Source organism: Bacillus rhizoplanae (genome assembly GCF_917563915.1).
Lineage (GTDB): Bacteria > Bacillota > Bacilli > Bacillales > Bacillaceae_G > Bacillus_A > Bacillus_A rhizoplanae.
The window spans coordinates 39547-64837 of the sequence record NZ_CAKJTI010000010.1 but is presented as its reverse complement, the minus strand read 5'-3'; the positions used below and the strand labels follow the sequence as shown (position 1 = coordinate 64837).

Genomic DNA, 25291 nt, shown 5'->3' with positions numbered 1-25291 from the left:
GAACCAAAAACAAAATCTTAACTACATTATTGAATATGATTATTTATAATATTTGTCTCAACGTACGTTATCCGCGTTTTGACGGCAAGACCACATACCCCTAAAGATAATATTTTGAAGTACCCCCACAACAAAAGTTTTATCTCGTTACAGCTAATTATGAGAATTAAGCTCATTTTTTTGTTTTTGAGATTGCCGATTTCTTTAAGTTGATGGCAATGTACCTCTAACCCTATTTGGTGCAATATAAATGACTTGAGATTACAGGATTCGAATCTCTAGTCTATTTATCCTTTTTAAGATACAAAATATTAATAATATTTAAACATTTACTTTATATTTACTTTACAAAAATATCTTACGCTTTTAATTAACAAATACTTTTTGATTGTTAAATTTCTAGATTAAAGGTGTGAGAGGCTTTGAAAAAAATAGTAGTTTGGTTTGCTGCGTTATTTTCCTTTATCACATTAATGCTTTTGCCTATTAATGCATCTGCCCACACTGATAACAGTGAAGGGTATTCGAAAATTACGATGGATAGGGATAAGCTTTATGTAGAATTGCAGCTTGATTTTTTCGAATTGGGGAGGCTGATTGATTTTGGTGTTAGTCCAGGGGATCGGGAAGAGATGCTGAATACAGCATTAGAAAAACATCGTGATGCTGTAGCTGAATACCTTGATTCCCATGTTGAGGTATTCACCGATGGAGCGAAAGCAAAAGGCTCCGTTAATTCAACAAAGATTGAACGCAGGGTGGGACGGGAGTATGCCAAAATTGGGCTTGAATTTCCAGCTCCTTCAGCCAAATCTTCCATTCAAATACATTATAGTGTTTTCTTCGATGACAATGATACGATGCATCGAAATATCGCTTCATACGACTTAGAAAATAAAAAAGGCCAATTTATTTTCAATGCAGAAGACAGGGAACTCAACGTCGGAAAGGATAGCGCAGTAGGACAGTTTTTCCGCTTTGTTCAACTCGGTTTCCACCATATCATGATCGGCTATGATCATATCCTTTTTGTCATAGCACTCGTATTTGGAGCCCGCCGAGTAACGGATGTTCTAAAAGTAATTTCTGTATTTACCTTAGCCCACAGTATTACTCTTGGCTTAACAGCGGTAAAATTGATTCACTTCCCTGCAGCCATTGTCGAACCGCTCATTGCTCTAAGTATTGCATTTGTAGCAGTAGAAAATTATTTTGGCTTTTCATCAAAATATCGATTTGCCGTTGTATTTGGATTTGGACTTATCCACGGGATTGGCTTTGCTGGTGCTTTACAGCTTGCTAACGACGTGACCTGGAGATCACTGTTATCGATTTTGTCATTCAACGTTGGTGTAGAAGCAGGACAAGCCTTAATTATTCTGATTTTATTTCCTTTACTTGTGTATATCCGCAGGTTTCAATGGTCCACTGTCGTACAGGCAGCAGCGATGGCTGGTATTTTTGGAATCGGGCTGATTTGGTATTTCGAGCGTTTCTTCGCTTGATAAAATAACTAAGCTTTTAAGGTGGTGGTACGAACATTACTTATTGAGGTTCAAATTATCGGGGGAATTTATATAAAAAATCAGGAGGAGAAATCATGAAGCCAATAGAAGCCAAAGGGAAAAATATAAAACAAAAACTTAAACCTGTTGCTGCAGCTGCAATGTGCTGCCTCGCTTTTGCTGCTGTAGTTAAACCAGTTGTAGCGGAAAATCCTACAGCAACTATAAAGGGTACGGTCTTCGCTGACAAAAACGGAAATGGGAGCCGTGATGGGAACGAGGAGGGCATTCCGCATGTTTCCGTATCTGACGGTAAAAATATAACGGTTACAGATGATCAAGGAAACTATACGTTAACGATTGATGCAGATAGACGTCAGGACGATATTGTTTTTGTAACAACCCCAAGTGGATACAGCGTACCGACTGACAAAAACAAAACACCGCAGTTTTACAGACAGCTTGGCAATGTGCAGCCTGGGGAAACAAAGGAACAAAACTTTGGTCTCCTACATACGCCGGAAAGTAGCAATCCTAATTTCAGCTTTGTCAACATTGCCGATGTTCACGTCCAGGCAGGTACTGCAAATAATCGTGAACGCTTCACAGATCAGTTAGCACAAATCAATGAATCAACCGGAAATCCGGCATTCATCGCCGTAAGCGGGGATTTGACCAACCGGGCAGACCCAACAGAATTCCAGGATTATACTGCGAGTACGGCAACATCTTCTCTCCCGGTTTATCCGGCAGTTGGGAACCATGATTTTGGGCCGGGAACGGATTATCAAACGAGAATTAACCGTTACCGTACTTATCTTGGACCGGAGTGGTATTCATTCGATTATGGCAATAGACACTTTGTAACATTAGAAAATGTATTGGGTTTCAAAGAAACTGATCAATTCGAGTGGTTAAAACAGGATCTTGAACTGAATGCAAAGGACAAAGAAGTTGTTGTATTTGTTCACAAACCGATGAATACTCCAGAAACCCCGGCGCCAGAAAATACGAAGCAATTTATTGATCTTCTTAGCCAATATCATACGCGCTTGGTGATGGTAGGACATACTCACGTCAATGATGTAGCCCAGGACACAATTCCAGGCGCTAACCATGTGACAACCGTTTCCAGTGCCTATACGATTGACCAGATGCCGAACGGATTCCGCATGGTTACCTTCCAGGGAGACAAGCAGGAAGAGAAATATAAAATGTATGACGTGAAGCAAAGCGCGGCGATTGTTCATCCTGCAGCAGGCAGCGAAGTTCCGCAAGGAAAAATGGACATTTTGGTAAACGCCTATAACACAACAAGTAACGTCACTAAGGTTGAATACCGTATTGATGGCGGTTCGTGGAGAAAGCTAAATCAAAGCAGCGGTATGGCCTGGTATGATCAATGGGATGCTGGAAAAGCAGACAAAGGTCAGCATGCCATTGAAGTTAGAGTAACAGATGATGGGGGCAAGACTTGGGTTAAAAATAATACGTTCAGCATTGTTGATAATGAAAATCGGATTAAACCGAAGAAGGGAACAGACTGGTCGATGTTCCACGGCGATGCCCAGCATACCGGGGAGGCAAAAGATACACTTGCAGCTGGTCTGAGCCTTGAGTGGACATACCGTACACCTGGAACAATCCTTACTTCGTCACCTGCCATTTCAAATGGTGTGGTTTATATTGGTACACGTGATGAAAGCGGTAATGAGCATCACGCTATCCATGCAGTTGACCTTGAGACAGGTAAAAAGCGGTGGGAAGTAAAAGCAGACGCACAGGTACAAGCTTCGCCTGCTGTTGCAGACGGAATTGTATATGCTTCGTCGATTCGCGGTACACTTTATGCCATGAATGCAGAAACCGGAGAGGTAATTTGGGAAAAGACTGTTGGGAAGGATGAAGTACAGCGCGCTTGGATGTACTATTCTCCAACAGTAGTAGATGGAGTAGTCTACCAGGCATACAGCACAGGCAGCGGCGGTAAAATGATGGCTCTTGATGCCCGCACAGGTGCAGAAATATGGAATGTTCCTTTAGCTGGCGGCTGGATTGTAGAATCCACTCCTGTCGTTCAGGACGGGAAAATTTATGTTGGAGGAGATGGCGGCTGGCTGATCTCACTTGACGCTTCAACCGGTAAAGAATTATGGAGGAAAAAACCTGCTGGCGGCTGGATGCACTCTATGCCTTCTATCTCGGATGGACGGGTATATATGGGGTACGGCGGCGGATTGCTGGTTACTCTTGATGCAGCTACTGGCAAAGAGCTATGGCGTTACAATAGCCCGGATTCATCCTATATTGCTGGCGGTACAACTGGATCCTCTCCTGCAGTAGCGGATGGAGTGGTGTATATGGGATTCCCGGATGGAAACGTAGCTGCGTTCGATGCAGCCACTGGTACAAAGAAGTGGAGCTATCGCACGAAGGGTGGGATTATTTCTTCTGCGGCGGTTAGTGGTGAAACTGTATTTATCGGCTCTAACGATGGAAAACTTTATGCATTTGACAAATTAACCGGACAACCTTTATGGGAGCACGAAATAGGAGCATGGGTAGCTTCTTCCCCGGCTATTTCCGGAAATACGTTAGTTGTGGGAGCATTAGACGGGAACCTATACGCCTTTACTCCAGGAGGAAAGGCTGCACAACGCTGGCCGAGACTATCTGGACAGATAACGGACAGTGTAACAGGAGAACCGATTGGAGGGGCAACGATTGTTGCGACAGACAGCCAAGGAAACAGCAAGGTTTCTACAACAAATGCTGACGGACAGTACCTTATCGGACTGCAGCCTGGCAAATATTCTCTTACAGCTAAACGCAGGGGCTATCAAAGCGGTGCGCCAGTTTCCGTAGAAGTTGCCAGCGGGGAAGTGAAAACAGTTGCATTTAAAATAAGTGGAATCACAGCACCTGTGGCAGGAATGTCCCTGGAAGCGCCGGATTTTAATGCTGGAAGCCCGCGGCTCGATGCCATGACGGGACAAACCTATCACTATATCATGAATAACCGCATTCAAGCGACGATTTCCTCACAAATTGGCGCCAATAACCTGGCAGGTACATTTCAGCCGGGCTGGCTTGGGGACATTGCCTTGCTTGATGACAACGCACTGGAAACGCTCGATTGGAGTGAATGGATCCTTTCACCGACAATGAACGATCCAAAACGTCCTTGGAACCGTGATGGAGAGTGGCTGTCATTATCGAATATCGAAACGGTTGGCGATACCATCCATGCATCCGGACAGGCACAAATAGATCCTTCTATTAAAACTTCTGTTACGTATCGGGCACTTCAAAATGCACCGGTGGTAAAGTTTACGCTCGAATTGGAGAATACGGGTGAGAAGGATTTCAATGGTTATTTCCAATACCTGCTTGATCCAGACAGTGCAGATGACACAGCGTTTGTTCCAGGGATTACGAAAACAAATCCCGGCTTCATGACTTCAGGATGGACTGGAAACTATATTTATGACGGTCCGAAAACTGCCATCTCCAGCCCTGCTCATGGAATTGCTTGGACGAAGGACCAGCCCTCCGGATTAAGTGCTTTTGGATATATCTTCGGAGCATCGTTTGATGCTAGCATGAAAGCTGGCGAAAAACGTACGATTAGCTGGTATCATATTACAGACTATCCTGCCGACGGAAGCAATCCTGCAGCAAATATCGCTAAATGGGCAAATCAACTTGCTTCCATTGATCCGGATGCAGCGCATTGACCTGAGCTAGATAATTGATCAAGTAAAATATTAAAAACCTTAGAGAAGATACATTTTAGACATATTTCTAATTTGTATCTTTTTTTCATTATTACCTCAATAAATGAATTTAATGAGTCACTCGAAACTGATGACAACAAAAGAACTGAATTATTATAACAACTATTTGGTTCCACTAGAAAAACTTTATACATAGAGCCGACGTTTCACTATATCTATAAATAAAGAAAGTTGTCTCAGGTACGAAGTTATTTATCTTTTAGTTTAGTCGTTTTGGGGGCATTTTTGTTTTTTAGTTTGATGGGTATGGGGTTACTGCCTGCAAATAGCGGGAAAAAATAAGCATCCGTGAGGGAGGAAGTCCCTCAACGGATGCTTATTCATTTGTTGAAACTTGTGCTGTCGTTTGTGGTACAAAATAGCCGATAATACCGCCGATAATCGCTGGAACAATCCAACCAATTCCTAATTTATAAAATGGAATTGTGCTTGCAATAGATGTAATGGCAGCAGGCATCATCTCGATGTTATCAAGCGCATGAATACAACTTATAATAAAAGCTGCAATCATTGCTCCAATATACACACTAGGTTTTCTCTTCGTATATTTGTCAATAAACGATACGAAAATTAAGATAATGGTAATTGGATAAAGAATAATTAATACCGGCAATGTAATTTTAATTAATAAGCTTAATCCTAGGTTAGAAATAACAAAGCTAAATACACAAACCCATAATACAAGTTTTTTGTATGATACATTTGTTAAAATGTTCGAAAAATAGTTGGCAAATGCACTAACAACACCAATTGCTGTTGTTAAACAAGCAAAAATAATTGCTAAGCTTAATAATATGTTACCGCTTGTCCCAAATAAGTGGTACATAACAGCTGCTAATAATTGCCCGCCGTTTTCGAATTGGCCGAGTTGTCCGTTTGATGCTCCTATATAACCTAATAAGAAATAAATAATAGTTAAGAACAAAGCTGCAATACTTCCGCATATAATCGTATATTTAGTAATAGCTTTTTTATCATTTACGCCATTTTGACGAATTGCATTTACCACAATGGTAGATAATACAAGAGCTCCAATCGCATCTAATGTTAAAAATCCTTCTAAGAAACCTTTAAAAAAGGGCATTTCTTTGTAGTCACCAATAGGAGCAGCAAAAGAACCTGCTGGTGAAAGAATCGCTTTTGTTGCCATTACTGCGATAATAATAAGTAAAATAGGTGTTAAAATTTTTCCAATGTGATCCACTAGTTTGGAAGGATTTAACGATAAGAAGTATACAATCGTAAAGAAAATTCCTGTAAAGAGCAACATTGAATACCAGTGACCTTGAAAAAGCGGTGCAATTCCGATTTCGTATGAAACAGAGCCTGTACGCGGGATAACGAAAAGCGGACCGATAGAAAGGTAAATAATGATGGAAAAAATCGTTGCGAACTTTGGATGAACACGGCTTGCAAGTTTTCCAAAGCTACCGCCTGCTAATGCAACAGCGACAATTGCTAATAGTGATAAACCAACGTCGGTAATCACAAATCCTGAAATAGACACCCACATATTCTTTCCAGACGAAAGACCGAGCAGGGGCGGAAAAATCATATTACCAGCACCAAAGAAAATCGCAAATAGCAATAAGCTAATGGAGAGGATTTGGGATGGTTTTAAAGTTGTACGCATTTCTATAAAAATCCTCCTAGATGATTTTTTGTCGAAAATTCAAATAATTTGTCGAATTGCTGTTTTTATTTTAATGGTCTGATGACTAGAAAGCAACAGTTAATTTTTTAAAAATTAATAATTGACTCACTAAGTTGAATAATCATTCTGAGGAAAGAAGGGGATTTAAGGCCTTATTTGTTGAAAGGTTATTCTCTCCGAAAATTAGCAGACATGATGGGGGATTGTAGAAATAGATGAAATATATTCTGAAAGGGGAAAAGAAATATTTGAGGTCGTAAACGTGGATGTTCTTTCGATTTTCGTGGAATTAGTCACGAACAAGTTTTTGTCTTAATCGCAAGAAATCACAAACAATCTATTCAGTGTTCTTGGTAGAGGTTGTACTATGAAAAACAAATTAGATAAGGTTTATTGGTTCTAATTTGTCATCAGAGGACCCTTCGACCATTATTTGAGTTGGTTTGCTTTTTTTGACAGAGCAAAACATGATACTAATAATCAAATAATTTCTTATAGTTATAAGGTAAATACTGTTAAACTATAATTGCAAAGGAGATGTTTAAATTGAACAACAAGTTTTTGGGGTTTATTTTTGTTTCAGCAGGTATGACTTTCTTAATGCTATCATTAATCGTATCGTTACCAACTCCATTATGGGCGGTTTCACTTGGAACAAGTATTGTACTGAATGTCACAGGTACTGCAATTTTATTGCAATTTATTAAAACAGCAAAAGAGAGTTTATAATGAAACTAAGTGACCTAATAATTGAGGCCACTTAGTTTTTTAATATATTTTAAAAATAAATTTGTCGATCTCGTTCTTCTTTTAAAATTTCGACTGCTTCTCGAAAGCGTAGGGAGTGAACAATCTCACGTTCTCGTAGAAAACGTAATCCATCATTTATATCAGGATCGTCAGACATATTAATAAGCCATTGATAGGTTGCTCTAGCTTTTTCTTCCGCAGCTATATCTTCATATAAATCTGCAATCGGATCTCCTTTTGCTTGTATGTATGTTGCTGTAAAAGGGGCGCCTGCGGCATTGTGATAGAAAATGGCGCTATCATGATCGGCATAGTGAGCGTCAAGTCCGGCTTCTTTCATTTGCTCAGGTGTGGCATCCTTTGTCAGTTTATATACCATTGTCGCAATCATTTCGAGGTGTGCAAACTCCTCTGTTCCAATGTCTGTTAATAAACCAACGACTTTGTCTGGAATGGTGTAGCGTTGATTTAAGTAGCGTAATGCGGCAGCTAATTCGCCATCGGCACCACCGTATTGTTCAATTAAAAATTTCGCAAGTTTTGGATTACAAGTACTTACTTTTACAGGGTATTGTAATTTTTTTTCATATATCCACATACTTTTCCCACCTTTATATTTGCCATGGCCAAGGCCCTTTATTCCATTCCCAAGGTGCGTTTGAATAACTATTTCCAAATTGTTGAAGAGGTCCGTATTTTTCTTCAATTTGTTGTTTGAGTAATCTACGTTTATAGGAAAAATCATTAAATTGATTAATTGATGCAACATCATCAGGATGGGTATCTAAATACAAAGTGAGCTCTACTAATACAAAATCAAGTTCTTGCAGTTCTTCCATCCATTTATAAAATTCATCTGGCATTTGTTGAGCCACGATTTTTCTCACCGTCCTTTCTTATATGGATTTTCATAATAATCATATAAAGCAGGCCACAACGTTCCTTTTTTTAAGGCTTCATTTGGCGGGAATTGCGGTAAATTTGGTGGTTGGAATCCCATATATAAATGTGGCGGAGTAAAGTAGTATTTTTTTCCTATTGGTGGACATGGGTCATTAGGACCGTGATATGGTACATACGATTTCACAGATTTATCCAATATGCACACCTCCTATATGAAACACTGATATTATGTATTGTATTCGAACATAATTACTATTTATGACTCATATACAACAACTAATAGGTGAGAGAGGGGGATGGATTGTGGACAAGGTCGTACATTCTGTTTTATTAGAGGTAAGAGATTTGAAGAAAACTTTATATTTTTATGAGGGGATATTAGGTTTTAAGTCTAGTAGACAGCGTCCTCAATTAGACTTGCCAGGAGTATGGTATGATATCGGATCTATGCGAATTTGTTGTATCGTAAATAAAAGAAAACAAGCGGTGAATGAGGAAGGAATTCTTCCAAAAATAGAAGTGAATATACCATTGTGTGAGGTGGAAAATCTGCTTAAAAAGTTAGATTACTATCATGTAACGTATACAGAAATGGAAGATTACGTAGAGGGGAAAAAAGTACTATCTGTTTATGATCCGGACCAACATATGATTCAGCTACAAGCACAATTGAAGAGTGAAAATTTAGTTTAGCATCTTCTAGGGGCTTTTTTCTGCCCCAGGTACACATACGAAAAAGCCTTATGAATATATATAATAAGGAATGTTTGCTGCGAGGGGGGAGAATATGATGGATCGAGCTTATGAAGAAAGTGCCTTATTTGAGCATAAATTTTGGTTAAGGGTTTTAGGAGATCACGCACACTTTCTGGAAGATGCTTTAGCTCCAAAGGAAAAGGAAGAAATTCAAAAGGCAATATATTTTGAACAAAAATTTGATGAGTTGTTAACGAAACTTCAGACTGCCAACCTAATTTCATTTGCAAAAGAGGCGAGTGAAGCTGCGAATGAAATTAGAAATTTTAAACTGCATATTCTGCGTAAGCAATTGGAGGGGAAAGTGGTCATTCATCTTACACCTACATTTCTTAATCATATGGTTAATGAAGTGGAAGAATACATAACAGTACTTAAAAATTTGATGGAAGGTAAAGTGCCTCCTCTTTTTCATGAATTACACTATCATCTCGTATGGTTAATAGATGCAGCCGGTCATGCAGGGGCCATTTCTGGCGAACTAGATCTTGTTGAGAAGCGTTTAAAAGAAAAAAGCCAAGCGTACGAAAAGCATTTTGAGCAATTTTATATAAAAGCGGTTGAAATGACTGGTTATTTACGGACAGAATTAACATCTTTTCCAGCCTTAAAGAAATTTACAAAAGATGTCTCGCTAGAGCTTACTTTATTTTCCCGTTTTCTTCATGAATTAGAAGAACTAGAGTTATCAGAACAAGTGTTAAGTTCGTTTTCGGCGAGAATGGCAGATCATATGGCAAGGGAAGAGTGTTATTACCTGTTAAAACTTGCACAATCTTCAGGGATAGAGATTCCTAATTGTACGCCTTTTTAGTAGCACGAAAAGTCTATTTATCCTACTACTTTTAGGCAGTGAAATTTCCGTCTCAAGGAAGATAGGTGAGAGCTTTCCATCAGTGTGGGATGAAGAAAACCTTCACTGATAGAAGTTTCACCTTATTTTGCTTTCCGTTTGTTTGTTTTGTTTTTTTGCTTGGATTGTTGCTTTGTTTGTTCAATACTAGCGTTTAATGTTTCCATAATATCTACAATATTTTTAGATTGGAAAATTGTTTCGGTTTTTTCGTGATGTTCTACTTTTTCTTCAATGAGGTCAAGGAGAGCTTCTCTATATTCATCTGTATATTCTTCCGGTGTAAAGGGAGTTGTAAGGTGGTGAATGAGATTCATTGCAGCAATGAGCTCTTGTTTTTGCAAGGGTGTTTCTTCATGTTTCGGTAGATTTGGAACACTTTCAACTTTTCGTATTTCATCCGAATAGTGGATTGTTTGTAGCATTAAACCTTCGTGAAAATTACGAATGATCGCTAAATGTTGTTTTTGACGAAGGGAAATATGTACAAGCCCTAATTTATTTGTTCGTTCAAGAGCTTCTTTCAATAATAAATATGCCTTTTCTGAACCAGGGGTAGGACCAATAAAATAAGAACGATCGAAAAAAATAGAATCTACTTCATCTTGTTGAACAAATGAAAGAATACGGATTGCTCGTAATTCGTGTTCTTTTTTCAAATCATTTAATTCTTGTTCTTCTAAAATAATATATTTATGAGGTTCGTATTCGTAAGCTTTCACAATTTCTGCTTCTTCTACTTCTTCATCTGAACAATCGGGAGCAATCTTTTTATATTTAATAGGTGTAAGACAATCTTTATGAAGGTGTAATAACTTAATATCTTTTTCTTCTACTGCACTATACAATTTAATCCCGATTTTTAACAACCCAAGTGAGAGAGAGCCTTTCCAAATTGTATGCACAAGAATATCCTCCTTTATATAGAATTATTGTTATGTAAGGAAAATGAATATATATATTATGCTAGCCATGAGGGCTTCTTATACATAAAGGCTTTTATCGAAGTTTTAGGTTAATCAACTAATACAGTGATAGAAAGTATTGACATTTTCTATTAAACCTTTTAAGATGACCATATAAAATTACGTATATAAAGGGGAGTAACTTCAATAATAAAGTCGTCATTACAGGGAGAAACCCTCGGCTTTATTAGCAACACTATGTTGTTAGTGAGACCTTTACCAGACGTGGTAAGGGCCCCTTATTGTCTTTTTTAGGACCTTTACCATTTTGGTAAAGGTCCTTTTTGTATGCCGTAATAGGAGACCGAGAGAGGAGAAGGAATATGAGAAAGTTGTGGAAAAGAATACGTCTAATCTTCCAAGTTCGTAAATTTATTCCGTTTTTATGTGAATTCTTTACATCAAAGGATGTGGAATTTAAGAAAAAGGTACTTTCTATCTTATTCTTATGTGGATATGTTATGTTTCCATTCGATATCATTCCAGACTTTTTATTGTTTTTTGGTGTGCTAGATGATGTAGCGGTGATTTTGTTTATTTTACAGCGCATTGTCAAGATGGCACCTATTCATTTGCAGGATAAATATGGATTAGTAGAGTAGGAGAAAGATAGATGGAACAGCTTATTTTAGATTTTATTAATTATTTAAAGCAATTCTCATATTTTGGAGTTATTTTTGCTTTAACGTTTGAATTTGTTCCTGCTGAGATTGTATTACCACTCGTTGGATATTGGGTATATGAAGGTGATATGAATTTTTGGGTTGCGGTTTTAGCGGGAACAATTGGAGGAACAACAGGACCATTAACATTGTATGCCATAGGATATTATGGAGGCCGTCCGCTATTACTCAAATATGGAAAGTATTTTTTCATTAAAGAAGAACAAATTCAAAAAGCGGATAATTTCTTTGCAAAATATGGCCCTGTGGTAGCATTTACAGGACGATTTATTCCAGGTGTACGTACACTTATTTCGGTTCCATGTGGTATGGCGAAAATGAATATTTGGCAGTTTACAATCTACACATTTGTTGCGATGGTACCAGTAACCACTCTTTATATTTATGTTGGAATGAAGCTTGGCCCGCATTGGCATAAGGCTGGTGCTATGGTGGATCAGTATATGTTGCCTATATTAGGAGTTGTTTTTGTTTTTATTATTGGAATGGTTATTTCCAAAATGGTTAAGAAAAAAAGTAGAACAGAATATTGATAGGGAAAGGAACTTGGTATAGTAAATTTTTTGTTTGGGAGTCGGGATAAAGTGAAACTGCCATCAGTGGGGAGGTTTTCATCCCTCACTGATGGTTAGTTGAACCAATCGGGCTTTTACGGGCAGTTATCCCCCACGTTTCTTTTTGAATCTTTAGGTGGGGGTCTTACTGCCCGTTAATGCGGGATAAACCTATATGTGCGGATCGTTCCTTAAGGGAATGGAGAGTATGTTAAAATAGAATAGATAATGTATATAAGGAGCGGATTGTGTGTCGAAACAGAAGATAAAAAGAATTCTTGAATTTGTATGGGTAGCTGTCGTGCTCCTAGTCGGATACAAATATTTACAAGAGAAAAGCCTATGGGTTCTTTTTTTAATAACCTTTTTATTAGCGGGACTCGGAACATTGTTTATTAACTTTTTCTTTGATAGCATAGAAACTTGGAAAAAGAAGAAGAAAGAACGAAAGTGATAATTTGAAACTGTAAGAAAGCTCGCTGTCTCTAGCGAGCTTTCTTTTTTAAGCTTCTTTTTTTTCATCATGTGTTTTGGCAATAAGTAGATTACTATTTCGTTTCGAATAAAAAAAGTATACACATAAACCGATTGTTAACCATACTCCAAAGCCAATCCATGTTTCTTTTGAAAGGTTAAACATTAAGTATAGACAACAGCAAATTGCAACAATTGGTAAAATAGGAACGAATGGCACTCGGAATGCTCTCGGTAAGTCTGGATGTGTTTTTCGTAAAATAAGTACCGCAAGGCAAACGAAGGTGAATGCTGTTAATGTACCGATGCTTACAAGATTTGCAAGTATATGTAGATCTAATAAACCAGCAAGCACAGCAGCGGCGATACCCATAATCCATGTGTTTACTAAAGGGATTTTGAATTTTTCATTTACGCGAGATAAAGCTTTTGGCAATAATCCATCGCGGCTCATCGCATATGAGACACGGACTTGTCCATACATAACGACGAGAATAACAGTTGTCATTCCGGTCATTGCTCCTACTGCTAGTAAACTAGCAATCGTGTCTTCACCGACAAACCTCAAAGCATAAGCAACTGGATCTGATACGTCTAATTGTGTGTAAGGAACCATACCTGTTAATACAACGGAAACAATGATATACAATGCGGTACAAATAAGAAGAGAACCAATAATCCCAATTGGTAAGTCACGCTGCGGTTTCTTTGTTTCTTCGGCAGCAGTTGCAATAGCATCAAAGCCTAAAAAAGCGAAGAATACAGTTGCAGCTCCTGTAATAATCCCGTCATAACCAAATGGCAGAAATGGTGTCCAGTTTTCTGGTTTTACATATTTTGCGCCAGCAATAATAAAAGCGATGATAACAGCCAATTTAATTAATACCATGATGTTATTCAAACGGGCACTTTCACGCACCCCTCTACTTAATAATGCTGTAATAAAAAGTATAATGAGGACAGCTGGTAAATCAATGATGCCTCCTTTTCCTAGACCGGGGGCAGAGGCGATTATAGCCGGGAGTTTTATCCCAAATCCGAGCAGTAGGGATTGTAAATAACCAGACCAACCGACGGAAACGGCAGCAACTGCGAGCAAATATTCAAGCATTAAACACCAGCCGATGATGAAAGCAACAATTTCCCCAACTGTCATATAAGCATATGTATAAACGCTTCCTGAAATTGGAATAGAAGATGAAAACTCAGCATAGCAAAAAGCGACGCATGCACACGTAAAGGCAGCGAGTAGAAAGGATAGCATAATACCAGGACCAGAGTGCTTTGCAGCAACAATACCGGTTAAAACGAAAATACCTGTTCCGATAACAGCTCCAATTCCTAAAAAAGTTAAATCAAGGGCACTTAATGTTCGATTGAGTTGACGTGGTGCTTCGGTCGTAAGGGGCTTCTTTCGTAAAAGTGTTTTCAAGTTTGAATCTCCTCTCCATAAAGTTAATCATTAGTGGGGTCTTACTCCTGTTAGAACAGGATCAATAGATACAACCGCTAAGTTTGAACGTAGCCCCTTAGAGAACTAAGTAGAGAGTAGAATTAGTATTATGTATAAATAAAATGGAGAATGGTGCAGTTGTACGTTATTTTTAGGATAAATATGTAATTTCACAAGTAAATTTATCATAATTCAGAATATTTCGTCAATGTAAAGTGTAACAAATAAAACGACATGTTTAAGCAAACACTATTGTAAGAAATTAATGCATTTTTATGTAGGAGCAGATATTATGTTATTTTATTTTGAACTTGTCATCATTTTACTTTGCACAAAACTTGCTGGTGATATTAGTGTTCGGCTTGGACAGCCAGCTGTATTAGGAAAATTAATTATTGGAATTGTTATTGGCCCAGCTATGTTTGGCATTATTAATAGTTCAGAGCTTATTGATGAATTAAGTGCAATTGGTGTATTGCTTCTTATGTTTATGGCAGGGCTTGAAACAGATTTAGAGGAATTAAATCGCAATCTTACATCGTCTTTGGCGGTAGCAATAGGGGGAATTATCTTTCCGTTTATTGGAGGATATATTGCAGGTCTTTTATTTGGAATGACGCAGGCACATGCGATTTTTTTAGGACTACTTCTTTGCGCTACGTCTGTTAGTATTTCCGTTCAAACATTGCGAGATCTTGGAAAAATGAATACGAGGGAAAGTACAACGATTTTAGGAGCAGCTGTATTTGATGATGTTATCGTTGTTATATTGTTAGCATTTGCGATGAGTTTTCTCGGTTCACAAGAGGTGAATGTAACGCTAGTAATCGCTAAGAAAGTCATCTTTTTTGTTACTATTTTTTTAATTAGCTGGAAAGGTGTCCCTTTCATTATGAAAATATTGTCACCGCTTCGTGTTTCAGAATCGTTAATTAGTGCGGCGCTCATTATTTGTTTTTCATTTGCTTATTACAGTGAAATCATGGGGATTGCTGGAATTATTGGGGCATTCGCTGCTGGAATCGCAATTTCACAAACTTCATATAAGCATGAAGTAGAACATAAAATTGAGCCGATTGCGTATGCGATTTTCGTTCCTATCTTTTTCGTTAGTATCGGAATGGAAATTACCTTTCAAGGATTAGGAAACCAAATATGGTTCATTGTCATTATGACCATTATTGCTATATTAACAAAGTTAGTCGGTTCAGGACTTGGAGCAAGATTAACAGGATTTGATTTACGGTCTTCTATTAGTATTGGAGCGGGAATGGTATCAAGGGGAGAAGTGGCGCTTATTATTGCTTCAAATGGATTGACTGCGAATCTGTTAGCGAAAGAGAATTTTACGTCGATTGTAATTGTTGTTATTTTGACGACGATTATTACACCGCCTTTGTTGAAGAAGTATTTTGTGTGAATCGATATATTGGCTATTGATTGCAATATATCGGCGCTTTTCACAATATATCGACCGTTCTTTAGAATATATCGGCGCTTCGACACGATATAAAGACCCTTCGGTAATGTTCGACATACCGAGCGTACTAGAAGAAGCTGACCAAAAAGTTCATTTTTGAGTCAGCTTCATTTATCTCGCATTAACGGGCAGTAAGACCCCCACCTCAATATTGAGAGAGAAGCGAAGAAGATAGGTCGGGGATAACTGCCCGTAAAAGCCCGATTGGTTCAACTAACTATCAGTGGGGGATGAAGAAAACCCCCACTGATAGAAGTTTCACTTTATTGATTTCTTTACTTTTGAATTTAATGAGTCTTTGCTAAGCTGGTGGATGTATATTCTTGTTTTGAAGTGGTATTAGATTTAAAGTGCGAAAATAAGTAACAGCCACCGATAACAATCATACTTCCTACGATTTGAATCCACGTCATTTGTTCACCTAATAATAGAAACGCTAAAATAGCAGTGAAAATAGGATTGAAATTTTAAAAAATACCTGACGTAGTCGCCCCTAATTTTTGAACGCCAATATTCCAGAAAACCATACATAATACGGTTGAAATCACACCTGTGTATAGAATAGATCCTAAGAACGAAGCGTTTACATTTGAAATTGTGAAATCAGAGATATTAAAGGGAACCAATATGATAATACCAAAGATACCAGAATATAAAGTAGACATCATTGGTGTCGTCTTTTTCGTTGCCCATCTACTGCAAACGGAATAAATTCCCCATACGCATACCGCAGCCATCATCCATAAATCACCGATATTAAAATGTAAGGAAAACAGTGTATCTATTTTTCCTTTTGAAAGAACAAGTGTAACACCGAAAAAGGAAATAATCATTGATGTGATTTGCCATATATTAATTTTTTCTTTTAAAAATAGAGCGGAACAAACAGCGATAGAAATCGTATTTAATGTAGAAATAAGACCAACATTTGTTGCTGATGTATGCTCTAACGCCCAAAACTGAAAAATGTTAAAGAGAACAACGCCAGTAACCCCCATAAGAAATAAAGGGAGAATTGCATCTTTCGGTGGAAAAAGTTTCTTTTCTTTTAACCATACAATTGGGAAAAGACAAATGACTGCAATGGTCCATCGAAGAGTAGTAAGTGTCATAGGAGAAGCGTGCCCGACAAGAGACTTTCCCACTACGAAATTTCCGCCCCACAATAAGCTCGTGATGAGTAATAAAATGACATAAGGCATAATATGAGTTAGCTCCTTTACAAGAAAGTAGGGCTTGCGCATTGCCATTTGATAAAAGACAGCCACTGTGCACGGTGGTTAATCAATGTATTTTAAACTATATAAATTGTAGCATTTTTCTTGTTTGTCATATATATTGTTTTGTACAATTAATAAAATTCGAAATAATGTAAAGTTATTATGAACTTTTGTAGAATTTTGTTCAGTTTAAGTGTAATTGTAATATGTTTTGGTGAATAATCGTTTGTGATCCCGCATTAACGGGCAGTAAGACCCCCACCTCAAGATTGGGAGAAAAGCGAAGAAGAGAGGTGAGGGAAGTTTCACTTTATGAAAAGGGAGATTAGAAATGGAACATGTAGTTCGTAAGGGGTTAGATGATCTAGATATACAAATTTTAGATGTGTTGCAACAGGAAGGGCAGCTGAGTAACGCTGAGGTTGCACGCCGCGTTAATCTTTCGCCGCCAGCTACGCATGCACGGGTGAAACGATTAGAAAATGAAGGATTTATTAACAGGCAAGTAGCAATTTTAAATCAGGAGAAACTTGGATTTGGTTTATTATGCTTTATTTTTGTCAGCACAAATATTCATCAAGCGGAGAAGCTAGAAGTGTTAGAGAAAGCTATGCACGAAATGCCAGAAGTATTAGAATGTCATTGTTTAACGGGGGAGTATGATTATATTTTAAAAGTTGTGCACCGAGATCGAAATGAGCTGGAACGCTTTATTCGTAAATTAAATATGCTCGGTATCACGAGAATTCAAACAAGTTTAGCACTGCGAGAGATTAAGTATTCTACTGTATTGCCTCTGCAGAGCAAAGATGGCGGAGCTGTTTAGCTCCGCCTATTGTGTATGGGGACGAATCCACAGTTTTGCAAAGTCTGTCCATCCGAAAGAATCAATGGTGACATTTTGTAGTGCAGATGGAAAACTTCTTCTTTTTAGGACATGGTAGTAAAAGACAAGGAGGTACTGGTCACTAAGAAGTTTTTCGATTTTAGATATTAAATCATATCGTTTTTCTTTATTTGGCTCTGCTACAAATAGATCAAGCAGTTCATCAATTTGTTTTTGATAATGTGGGTGTCTAAATCGATGAACAAAGCAGCTTTTATTTTTAAAGATATGTAAGAAGGCCATTTCAAGATTGGCGTCGAGAACTTCTCCTGTCAAAATAATATCAGCCTGCTTCACAATATATTCGTTAAAGTAATCAGTGATTGGAAATGGGTGAAGCTGTAAGTGTATTCCTAATGCTTCGCAGCGTTTTTGTAACCAAATTGCATCTTGCTCGCTATCTTTAAATGCAAAGAAGTAAATGTGTACGATTTCTCCGTTATACGTACTTTGTTGTAAATATTCTTTCGCTTTATATAAGGAGGTTTCTTTATACATTGTTCGGCTTTTATCGGGAAAGAAGCTATAAGCTGGCATTGTACGTTTGCCGCCAAGGTCTTGAATTAACGACGTTGGATTAAGTATTTCTGCCCATGCTTTTCGGAAAAAGATATCATGATGCGGGCCGTTTTTTTGAAAGTTAAATGCTGAATATATACAGCCAATTTCTTCTGTTTCCACTGCCTTTTCTTCTTTACACCCCATGTTCGGTAATTCGTAATTTGTTCGTATTTTTGACCGCTCTGGAATAAACCAAAATTCAATCTGATCAAGGAGTGCCCGCTCTTTAAAATAATCTGGAAATGCTTCTAAAATAATATTGTCTTCGGTAAGACTTTTTATTTTAAAGGGACCTGTGCCAATATACTGGTGATTTTGGATCATTACATCATGCGGTAAAATGGATAATTGCACAGAGCTTACGTAATGTAGGAAAAAGCGATTTGGTTTTCGTAAATGAAAGATAACTTGTAGAGGAGATGGATTTTCTATTTTCGCAATTTCCTCTGTTAACCAGTCAAAAGGAGATTGAACGGCTTGTAATCTTTCGAAGGAGAAGGTTACATCTTTTCCTGATAATGTTTTTCCGTGATGAAAGCGAACACCTTTACGTAGGTAGAATGTCCACGTAAGTTGATCATCGCTTACTTCCCAAGTATGTGCCAAGTGTGGCTCGATTTGCTCTATTTTTTCGTTATATCTTACTAACGTGTCAACGATTTGGCTAATAAGGTGACTTTCTGTTGTCACAGCAGCAAATGCTGGATCAATGGGGAGTAATTTTCGGTTATATGGAATTTTTAGCACATCATACAGATCATCTGAAGTTGTATATCCAAAATAAGTATTTAATCGTTCTTCTATTTTTTCTTTAAGTAAGAAAGGCAGCGGTTCTTTGAGTAAAAGAAATACTTCTGTTAACTTCTCATTTCTTAAAAGTTCTTCAACATGCGGTAAAATCGCTTCTACAAATGTATGAAGAAAGCGAATTTCCGTTTTATTTCCACGCCCTCTTCCTGGTATCCACTCAATCAGTTTTTCTTCACTCATTTTTTTTAGTAAAATCTTCACATTTTTTGTACTGCAAAATAGAACGGCAGCCAATTCTTGGAGACTATTTTGAATATGTTGTTCATTTGGAAAGGAAAGTCTTAGTCGAATATAGTGGTCCATAATTTTCATATTATATAACTCCTTTTTGTAAAAGGGGAAACTCTTCAGAATATTTTAACCTTTTCCTTCCTCTTTTTCAAAGTAAAATGAAGAAACAGAAGGAGGGGGAAACAGATGGGATTTTGGTCTATGCATCGCAACATTAAAATTAGAATTATTACATCCTTTTTAACTCGTACGGTAGGAACGATGATTTTTCCGTTTATGGCGATTTATTTTTCCGTAAAATTAGGAGCAGTATTAGCGGGGTTCTTATTGTTATTAAATGTAATTGCATCACTTATCGTTGGCTTATATGGAGGCTATATTGCCGATACATTAGGACGGAAAAAGGTCATGATTATCGGGCAGGTGATTCAAGTAGTTTCTATTGCTTGCATGGGGGTTGCGAACTCAGATTATATAGATTCACCTTGGCTCACATTTTTCTTTTTACTTATAAACAGCATCGGTTCTGGTGTGATGAACCCAGCAACAGAAGCGATGTTAATTGATGTAAGTACACCGGAAAACCGAAAAATGATGTACAGCATTAATTACTGGGCAATCAATTTATCTATCGCCATTGGTGCAATTTTCGGTGGACTTCTTTTTGAACACTACCGATTCCAACTATTTATGCTGCTGACAGGTATTGCATTATTAACACTGTATTTAATTACAGTTTATATGGAAGAAGTATATGTAGTTCAAAAGAAAGTAGAAAAGAAAAACGTTTTGCAGGATATGGTAAATAATTATCGAGTTGTCGTAAAAGACAGAGCATTTATCATATTGTGTTTGGCAAGCATATGTGCATTATCATTAGAGTTTCAAATTAATAACTATATCGGAGTTCGTCTGCAAAAGGAATTTGAAACGATAACATTTTCATTATGGAATGGGAATCATTTTGATTTAACAGGGATTCGGATGCTAAGCTGGATCTCTACCGAGAATACAGTATTAGTTGTTTTATTTTCAGCTCTTGTTGTGAAAATCATGAATCACTTTCAGGATCGGAAAGTACTTTATATAGGCTTGTTTATATATACGATTGGATTTACGCTATTCGGAGCAAGTAATAGTCTATGGATTTTATTACTAGCAGGTCTGTTCCAAACAATCGGAGAAATGATGTATGTGCCAGTCAGCCAATCTATTCGGGCAGATATGGCAAGGGATGATGCAAGAAGTTCCTATATGGCCATTAACGGGATGGTGTTTCAAATTGCGAAGATGGTGGGAACACTTGGCATTATGATTGGTTCCGTTATTGCTTCTTGGGGAATGAGTATATTGTTTTGTTTAATAGGAATAAGCAGCATTCTCTTATTTAAAAAAGCAATCGATATGTATCATCGTCAAGAGAAGAAGGTAGAGAAGATAGGGTAATGAGAAAGCTGCTTGTTTTGGAGACAAGTAGCTTTCTTAAAAAGAGTTAAATAGTTAGGATAGGAGGTAATTGTAATGAAGATTAGCCCAAAAGAATTTTATAGTCGTAATACACGTTATATGATTAGGTCTGCAATGGAAGAAGATGCAAAAAATTTATCTGAAGTACGATTACAAATAGATGGCGAAACAGAAAATTTAGATAGAGAAAAAGGCGAAGCATACATAGATGAAGCTGGTTTTAAAAAGATCATTAAAGAGGATACAGACAGTGTTAGTAATCTATTTTTAGTAGCCGAAGTGAATGGAAGAATTGTAGGTTTTTCAAGGTGTGAAGGAAACAAATTGAAAAGAACATCTCATAAAGTAGAATTTGGTGTCTGCGTATTACAAGAATATTGGGGATATGGCATTGGAAAGAACCTCTTAAAAGAATCTGTTAATTGGGCCGACTCATATGGAATTAAGAAAATCACTTTGAATGTTCTTGAAACGAACGAGAAAGCTAAAAGCCTTTATGAAAGATACGGTTTTGAAGTAGAGGGTATCTTGAAAAATGACAAAATGCTATCGGATGGGAATTACTATAATACGATTTTGATGGGGAGGTTTAATGAATAAAGGATAGAATATATCGTGATACGTGTAGCAAACAAAAATAGAAGCGCTAATTCTAAAATGATACATGCGGCTGTTGAAGGCAGATAAAAAGGAGGGGAAGAATGTTTCCTATATTAGAAACAGAAAGACTAGTCTTGAGAGAGCTAATAGAAGATGATGCACAAGGGATATTGAATTGCTTTTCGAATGAGGATGTATTACGTTACTATGGGCAAAATCCATTAACAGATCTAGAGCAGGTGAAAAATATAATTAGGAATTTTTCAAATAACTACAAAGAAAAACGAGGAATAAAATGGGGAATTGAAATAAAAGAAACAGAAGGGATTATTGGAACGATTGGATTTCATGACTGGTCTTCCGAACATAAGAGAGCTGAAATCGCTTATGCACTTTTACCTGAACATTGGGGAAAAGGGTATGCCACTGAAGCAGTTTTAAAAGTTATATCATACGGATTTCATGAGCTTGAATTAACTCGTATTGGAGCAGTTGTTTTTACAGAAAATAAAGCATCTAATGTATTACTAACAAAACTAGGCTTTCTGAATGAAGGCGTTCTTAGAAATTATATGTATCAAAATAATGTGCCGTATGATACGAACGTTTACTCCTTGCTTCCAACTACTGCTTTTATCCGGAACTAAGTTTATCGGCGTTATTTGCAGATATATCGGCGCAAATGGTACATTTATCGGCGCTTCGACAGAAAATAAAGACCCTTCGGCAATGTTCGACATAAAAAGAATCCAACAGATACTGCAGTCCAAATCGGAGAAAGTCCACTCATTCCACCACCAAAACCCATCGTAATGCAATTTAGAGATAAAATAATTCCTAAGTAAAAAGATTCTTTCCAAGAAATTGGTGCCTAAAAAATAGAAAAAGACTACTATACGCGGTTTTGCGATAGTAGCCATATAAACATACTTAGATAAGGTATATAAATGGGGAGGTGACTTTCGTAAGTCATTTGACTTATAAAGTAGAAATATATGTTTTTGCCTTTTTAAGAACAATGAAATGAATAAAAAGTACACTTCCTCCTAGTAGTAATAATGTAAATAAGAGATAACCAGTACTAAGTAGAACCATAATTGAAAAGAACGTTAGCTGCACGATCGTTACTCGAAATACAAGCGCAATAAAAGAGCGTTTTCGTTCTATAAGTGAAGTTGGATACAATGCTACAATAATATTTCCCGAAAAATAGTTCCAAAGGGCGCGAAGTTGTAAAGCGGATATGTATAGGGTGCATAACGTGATGATTCCTTTTCCGATGAACGTAGGAATGTAGTATAAAACAATGCATCCTACTACGGTCAATCGTATGTAGATGCCAAGGTAATCGTTCGCGCGCAAAAAGGATAAACTATACAAATATAAAAAAGGAGATCGCTTTTGATACAGTAATCTTTCAATCCAAACAGTCAGCCATTTTCTTTGTTTTACTTGCTGTTTTATTTGCGGTACATCTGTAAAGAAATGAATAAACTGATAAAAGCGCATATCCATTTTTTCTTCTTGCTCTATTAAATATTCCCAATGAATATGCCGTTTTCGTTTATTAATCGTATATAAAAATAAGAGCGTTATGAAAAGTAGTATACTTCCTATAATCATAATGGAAGTGAATTGAAACATTGTATATGTAATGGCTGCATTACAGAATATCCTGATAAGCAACCAGTGTGAAATAGATTCGGTTCTTCTATATGTCCAATGCAAATACATATTCCACCACTTTATAAAGGCAAGAATGACCAAGGCTCCGCATAAAAAAGCAGGAGTTGTATGCAATGATTGCTGGGCAAGAGGTGTAATGATGAGTACTACGCATAATAATGGAAAGAGCTGAATGATATAACTGTACAAAAGAGAACGTTTAAAATAATATGCGAGTTTTTCTTCTATCGGCAATAGATATAGGATATCTGGTTTTTGTAAAAGTGTTCGAATTGGAGAACGAGTGAGTATAACCGTAAGTAAAATTGTCACAATGGTTAGTGCAACAGACTCAGATGGAAATGAACGAAGAAATTTTGCATAATAATAGCCGCCTACACAAAGAAGTAGAAGGAAGCTATAGATAAGCCCGCTTGCAATACGCGCAAAGTACATCGTGATTTTTTGTAGATGTTGCTGAAAACGGTCATTCCAAATTGTTTCGATTGTCACTGAGATCACTCCTTTGTTTTATTATAAGCAGGGTAGTGTTTCTCTTGCTACCCGTTAATAAGATAAAAAAGCAAGTTACCTTTAGCTAGGCAACTTGCTCGTTTTGTTTTTCTTTTTTTTCGTCACGTTTCATTAATGGATAGAAAGCAAATCCAACTAAAAATAATCCAATGCCAAGCAGGAATGTTTTCATATCAGAAGAGCCAGTTTTAATAACCCATAATGCATAAATAAGAGCAATCGCAGCAATGATTCCATCCACCATACGAGAACCTTTTTGATTTTCGTATGTTTCACCTGTGATAACAAGTTTAAGCTGGAAGATTGGAGAAACGAGATATGGGATTAAGTAGGCAAGTGTTGAAACGGTAATAACAAATGTATACGCCTGGGCAATTGACCCGGATAGTGTTGAGAATAGGAACACTTGCGACATAATATTTGTTAAACGAAGCGAATGAATCGGGCTTCCTTTTTTATTGGTTTTTGTGAAGAAGGATGGAAAGAATCCTTCTTTTGCTGCTTGATACGGTACTTCTGAGCTTAATAAAACCCAACCAAGAATGGATCCAAATAAAGAAGTAAGTGCAAGCAGCGCCATTAATTTTCCGCCGTTATGACCCATTACTGCAGTTAATGCATCCGCCAATGGTCGTTCAGATGCTTGTAGTTTATCTATATGAAGAACACCCATTGTTAAGATGGTAATTCCTAAATAGATACCAACTGTTAGTAGTAAGCCGGTAACAGTTGCACGTTTTACTGTTTTTGGTGAAACAGCACGGTTTGATAATAATACAGCCGACTCGACACCAATGAAGGCCCAAAGTGTTGTTAAGGCTGCTAAGTTTATTTGCGATAGCAGTCCGTGTGAAATGCCTTCTTTATCAACGATTGGCGTATACCATTGTCCAAGTTTAGAAGCTTCGAAGGCAAATAATGTAACAATGATGAAGAGAAGGAATCCTGTTACTTTCGCTGTTGTTGCTAAAAAGTTTAATTTACCGGCACCATTTACTCCATTTGCCAAAATCATATGGGTACCCCATAATAAAATGGTGCAAATGGAGAACGTAATCAATTTTCCAACTTCAATGTTGAAAGTTCCAACTGAAAACAATACGTGAGTATCTTTCATAATTGGGAAAAAGAGTGATAAATAACCAGCAAATGATGTAATGATGGCTACGTTACTTGCCCAGTTTGCAACCCAGTAGCCCCATACGATACTAAAACCCGCCATTTTTTTCGTTTTTTGTGAAGAAAAGAGCGCGTAAGCATGACTTTGCGGACCTGTTGTTAAATCAGGACGACGAATTGCTAAATTACCGAAAACAAGAGCTAGCATTAATACGCCAAATCCTGTTGTTAACCAAGCTAATGTAACACCAAGAGGGCTGGCTGTTTGTGCTAATGTACTTGGAATCATAAAAATACCTGCCCCAACCATATTCCCAACTACAAATGCAGTAAGTACCCAAAAGCCCCATTTTTTTTGTTGCATAGAAACT

22 protein-coding genes and 3 pseudogenes are annotated in these 25291 nt (G+C 37.4%); 15 read left to right on the top strand and 10 right to left on the bottom strand.

Annotation, left to right across the window (positions count from 1 at the left end; all coding sequences use genetic code 11):
* Nucleotides 1–422 precede the first annotated feature (422 nt).
* The 3 genes and pseudogenes from LRP84_RS11880 (at nucleotide 423) to LRP84_RS11875 (ending at nucleotide 5242) form a co-directional block, all read left to right on the top strand.
* A complete protein-coding gene (locus LRP84_RS11880; RefSeq protein ID WP_230575274.1) occupies nucleotides 423–1505 on the top strand; it encodes a HupE/UreJ family protein in 1083 nt (360 codons plus the stop codon).
* Nucleotides 1506–1600: 95 nt separating this feature from the next.
* A pseudogene (locus LRP84_RS22565) lies at nucleotides 1601–2572 on the top strand (metallophosphoesterase N-terminal domain-containing protein); the annotation flags it as partial.
* Between the two features lie 105 nt (nucleotides 2573–2677).
* Entirely contained in the window at nucleotides 2678–5242 is a 2565-nt protein-coding gene (locus tag LRP84_RS11875; RefSeq protein WP_230575273.1) for an outer membrane protein assembly factor BamB family protein, read from the top strand.
* A gap of 376 nt (nucleotides 5243–5618) precedes the next feature.
* On the opposite strand, the gene brnQ2 is transcribed toward LRP84_RS11875, so the two are convergent.
* Nucleotides 5619–6935: a branched-chain amino acid transport system II carrier protein BrnQ2 gene (gene brnQ2 / locus LRP84_RS11870; RefSeq protein WP_230575272.1), complete on the bottom strand. Its 1317-nt coding sequence runs from the start codon at nucleotides 6933–6935 to the stop codon at nucleotides 5619–5621.
* Nucleotides 6936–7155: 220 nt separating this feature from the next.
* On the opposite strand from brnQ2, the pseudogene LRP84_RS11865 reads away from it, so the two are divergent.
* Nucleotides 7156–7344: pseudogene (locus LRP84_RS11865) on the top strand (IS1595 family transposase); the annotation flags it as partial.
* A 158-nt stretch (nucleotides 7345–7502) separates the two neighbouring features.
* Nucleotides 7503–7685: a hypothetical protein gene (locus LRP84_RS11860; protein WP_230575341.1), complete on the top strand. Its 183-nt coding sequence runs from the start codon at nucleotides 7503–7505 to the stop codon at nucleotides 7683–7685.
* A 49-nt stretch (nucleotides 7686–7734) separates the two neighbouring features.
* Here LRP84_RS11860 and cotJC read toward each other — a convergent pair whose 3' ends face one another.
* Genes cotJC through LRP84_RS11845 form a run of 3 tightly spaced genes read right to left on the bottom strand, consistent with a single transcriptional unit; the run spans nucleotide 7735 to nucleotide 8805 of the window.
* Nucleotides 7735–8304, bottom strand: coding sequence for a spore coat protein CotJC (gene cotJC, locus LRP84_RS11855; RefSeq protein WP_098308199.1), 570 nt, complete (start codon nucleotides 8302–8304; stop codon nucleotides 7735–7737).
* Nucleotides 8305–8317: 13 nt separating this feature from the next.
* Nucleotides 8318–8569: a spore coat protein CotJB gene (locus LRP84_RS11850; RefSeq protein ID WP_437438780.1), complete on the bottom strand. Its 252-nt coding sequence runs from the start codon at nucleotides 8567–8569 to the stop codon at nucleotides 8318–8320.
* A 20-nt stretch (nucleotides 8570–8589) separates the two neighbouring features.
* Complete coding sequence (locus LRP84_RS11845) at nucleotides 8590–8805, bottom strand: spore coat associated protein CotJA (RefSeq protein WP_230575270.1); 216 nt, start codon at nucleotides 8803–8805, stop codon at nucleotides 8590–8592.
* A gap of 107 nt (nucleotides 8806–8912) precedes the next feature.
* Between LRP84_RS11845 and LRP84_RS11840 the strand changes: the two genes are divergently transcribed.
* Nucleotides 8913–9302: a VOC family protein gene (locus LRP84_RS11840; protein ID WP_230575269.1), complete on the top strand. Its 390-nt coding sequence runs from the start codon at nucleotides 8913–8915 to the stop codon at nucleotides 9300–9302.
* Nucleotides 9303–9399: 97 nt separating this feature from the next.
* Nucleotides 9400–10179 (top strand): DUF2935 domain-containing protein, encoded by a 780-nt coding sequence (locus tag LRP84_RS11835; protein WP_230575268.1) that lies wholly within the window; start codon nucleotides 9400–9402, stop codon nucleotides 10177–10179.
* Nucleotides 10180–10301: 122 nt separating this feature from the next.
* Here LRP84_RS11835 and ku read toward each other — a convergent pair whose 3' ends face one another.
* Nucleotides 10302–11123, bottom strand: coding sequence for a non-homologous end joining protein Ku (gene ku, locus LRP84_RS11830; protein WP_230575267.1), 822 nt, complete (start codon nucleotides 11121–11123; stop codon nucleotides 10302–10304).
* A gap of 383 nt (nucleotides 11124–11506) precedes the next feature.
* On the opposite strand from ku, the gene LRP84_RS11825 reads away from it, so the two are divergent.
* The 3 genes from LRP84_RS11825 to LRP84_RS11815 all read left to right on the top strand — a co-directional run bounded on the left by LRP84_RS11825 (nucleotide 11507) and on the right by LRP84_RS11815 (nucleotide 12874).
* Nucleotides 11507–11785: a YkvA family protein gene (locus LRP84_RS11825; protein ID WP_230575266.1), complete on the top strand. Its 279-nt coding sequence runs from the start codon at nucleotides 11507–11509 to the stop codon at nucleotides 11783–11785.
* An 11-nt stretch (nucleotides 11786–11796) separates the two neighbouring features.
* Nucleotides 11797–12399: a DedA family protein gene (locus LRP84_RS11820; protein WP_230575265.1), complete on the top strand. Its 603-nt coding sequence runs from the start codon at nucleotides 11797–11799 to the stop codon at nucleotides 12397–12399.
* 271 nt (nucleotides 12400–12670) lie between these two features.
* Entirely contained in the window at nucleotides 12671–12874 is a 204-nt protein-coding gene (locus LRP84_RS11815) for a hypothetical protein (protein ID WP_230575264.1), read from the top strand.
* Nucleotides 12875–12922: 48 nt separating this feature from the next.
* Here LRP84_RS11815 and bcaP read toward each other — a convergent pair whose 3' ends face one another.
* The gene (bcaP, locus tag LRP84_RS11810; protein WP_230575263.1) at nucleotides 12923–14326 is read right to left on the bottom strand and encodes a branched-chain amino acid transporter BcaP; all 1404 of its coding nucleotides are present in this window, start codon (nucleotides 14324–14326) and stop codon (nucleotides 12923–12925) included.
* Between the two features lie 286 nt (nucleotides 14327–14612).
* Here bcaP and LRP84_RS11805 point away from each other — a divergent pair, with 286 nt between their 5' ends.
* Nucleotides 14613–15767 carry a cation:proton antiporter gene (locus LRP84_RS11805; protein ID WP_230575262.1) on the top strand — a complete coding sequence of 385 codons (1155 nt, stop codon included), beginning with the start codon at nucleotides 14613–14615 and terminating at the stop codon, nucleotides 15765–15767.
* Nucleotides 15768–16114: 347 nt separating this feature from the next.
* Here LRP84_RS11805 and LRP84_RS11800 read toward each other — a convergent pair.
* Nucleotides 16115–17029 (bottom strand): annotated as a pseudogene (locus LRP84_RS11800) (DMT family transporter).
* A 349-nt stretch (nucleotides 17030–17378) separates the two neighbouring features.
* Here LRP84_RS11800 and LRP84_RS11795 point away from each other — a divergent pair.
* On the top strand, nucleotides 17379–17873 hold the full coding sequence (locus LRP84_RS11795) for an Lrp/AsnC family transcriptional regulator (RefSeq protein ID WP_230575261.1): 495 nt from the start codon (nucleotides 17379–17381) through the stop codon (nucleotides 17871–17873).
* Nucleotides 17874–17879: 6 nt separating this feature from the next.
* Here the strand turns inward: LRP84_RS11795 and LRP84_RS11790 are convergent, their stop codons facing one another.
* Entirely contained in the window at nucleotides 17880–19616 is a 1737-nt protein-coding gene (locus LRP84_RS11790; protein WP_230575260.1) for an SgrR family transcriptional regulator, read from the bottom strand.
* 105 nt (nucleotides 19617–19721) lie between these two features.
* Between LRP84_RS11790 and LRP84_RS11785 the strand changes: the two genes are divergently transcribed.
* From LRP84_RS11785 to LRP84_RS11775, 3 genes are all read left to right on the top strand, one after another.
* The gene (locus tag LRP84_RS11785) at nucleotides 19722–20981 is read left to right on the top strand and encodes an MDR family MFS transporter (RefSeq protein WP_230575259.1); all 1260 of its coding nucleotides are present in this window, start codon (nucleotides 19722–19724) and stop codon (nucleotides 20979–20981) included.
* Between the two features lie 75 nt (nucleotides 20982–21056).
* Nucleotides 21057–21602 carry a GNAT family N-acetyltransferase gene (locus LRP84_RS11780; protein ID WP_230575258.1) on the top strand — a complete coding sequence of 182 codons (546 nt, stop codon included), beginning with the start codon at nucleotides 21057–21059 and terminating at the stop codon, nucleotides 21600–21602.
* 101 nt (nucleotides 21603–21703) lie between these two features.
* On the top strand, nucleotides 21704–22249 hold the full coding sequence (locus LRP84_RS11775) for a GNAT family N-acetyltransferase (RefSeq protein WP_230575257.1): 546 nt from the start codon (nucleotides 21704–21706) through the stop codon (nucleotides 22247–22249).
* Nucleotides 22250–22580: 331 nt separating this feature from the next.
* On the opposite strand, the gene LRP84_RS11770 is transcribed toward LRP84_RS11775, so the two are convergent.
* Together LRP84_RS11770 and LRP84_RS11765 are read right to left on the bottom strand one after the other, a co-directional pair.
* Nucleotides 22581–23780, bottom strand: coding sequence for an ABC transporter permease (locus LRP84_RS11770; protein WP_230575256.1), 1200 nt, complete (start codon nucleotides 23778–23780; stop codon nucleotides 22581–22583).
* Between the two features lie 85 nt (nucleotides 23781–23865).
* Nucleotides 23866–25284 (bottom strand): amino acid permease, encoded by a 1419-nt coding sequence (locus LRP84_RS11765; RefSeq protein ID WP_230575255.1) that lies wholly within the window; start codon nucleotides 25282–25284, stop codon nucleotides 23866–23868.
* Nucleotides 25285–25291: the final 7 nt, after the last annotated feature.

Coding starts and splice junctions, on each gene's coding strand:
- LRP84_RS11875 (WP_230575273.1), top strand. CDS start 2,678: ATGGTTACCTTCCAGGGAGACAAGCAGGAAGAGAAATATAAAATGTAT.
- brnQ2 (WP_230575272.1), bottom strand. CDS start 6,935: ATGCGTACAACTTTAAAACCATCCCAAATCCTCTCCATTAGCTTATTG.
- cotJC (WP_098308199.1), bottom strand. CDS start 8,304: ATGTGGATATATGAAAAAAAATTACAATACCCTGTAAAAGTAAGTACT.
- LRP84_RS11850 (WP_437438780.1), bottom strand. CDS start 8,569: ATGCCAGATGAATTTTATAAATGGATGGAAGAACTGCAAGAACTTGAT.
- LRP84_RS11835 (WP_230575268.1), top strand. CDS start 9,400: ATGGATCGAGCTTATGAAGAAAGTGCCTTATTTGAGCATAAATTTTGG.
- LRP84_RS11825 (WP_230575266.1), top strand. CDS start 11,507: ATGAGAAAGTTGTGGAAAAGAATACGTCTAATCTTCCAAGTTCGTAAA.
- LRP84_RS11820 (WP_230575265.1), top strand. CDS start 11,797: ATGGAACAGCTTATTTTAGATTTTATTAATTATTTAAAGCAATTCTCA.
- LRP84_RS11805 (WP_230575262.1), top strand. CDS start 14,613: ATGCATTTTTATGTAGGAGCAGATATTATGTTATTTTATTTTGAACTT.
- LRP84_RS11795 (WP_230575261.1), top strand. CDS start 17,379: ATGGAACATGTAGTTCGTAAGGGGTTAGATGATCTAGATATACAAATT.
- LRP84_RS11790 (WP_230575260.1), bottom strand. CDS start 19,616: ATGAAAATTATGGACCACTATATTCGACTAAGACTTTCCTTTCCAAAT.
- LRP84_RS11785 (WP_230575259.1), top strand. CDS start 19,722: ATGGGATTTTGGTCTATGCATCGCAACATTAAAATTAGAATTATTACA.
- LRP84_RS11780 (WP_230575258.1), top strand. CDS start 21,057: ATGAAGATTAGCCCAAAAGAATTTTATAGTCGTAATACACGTTATATG.
- LRP84_RS11775 (WP_230575257.1), top strand. CDS start 21,704: ATGTTTCCTATATTAGAAACAGAAAGACTAGTCTTGAGAGAGCTAATA.
- LRP84_RS11765 (WP_230575255.1), bottom strand. CDS start 25,284: ATGCAACAAAAAAAATGGGGCTTTTGGGTACTTACTGCATTTGTAGTT.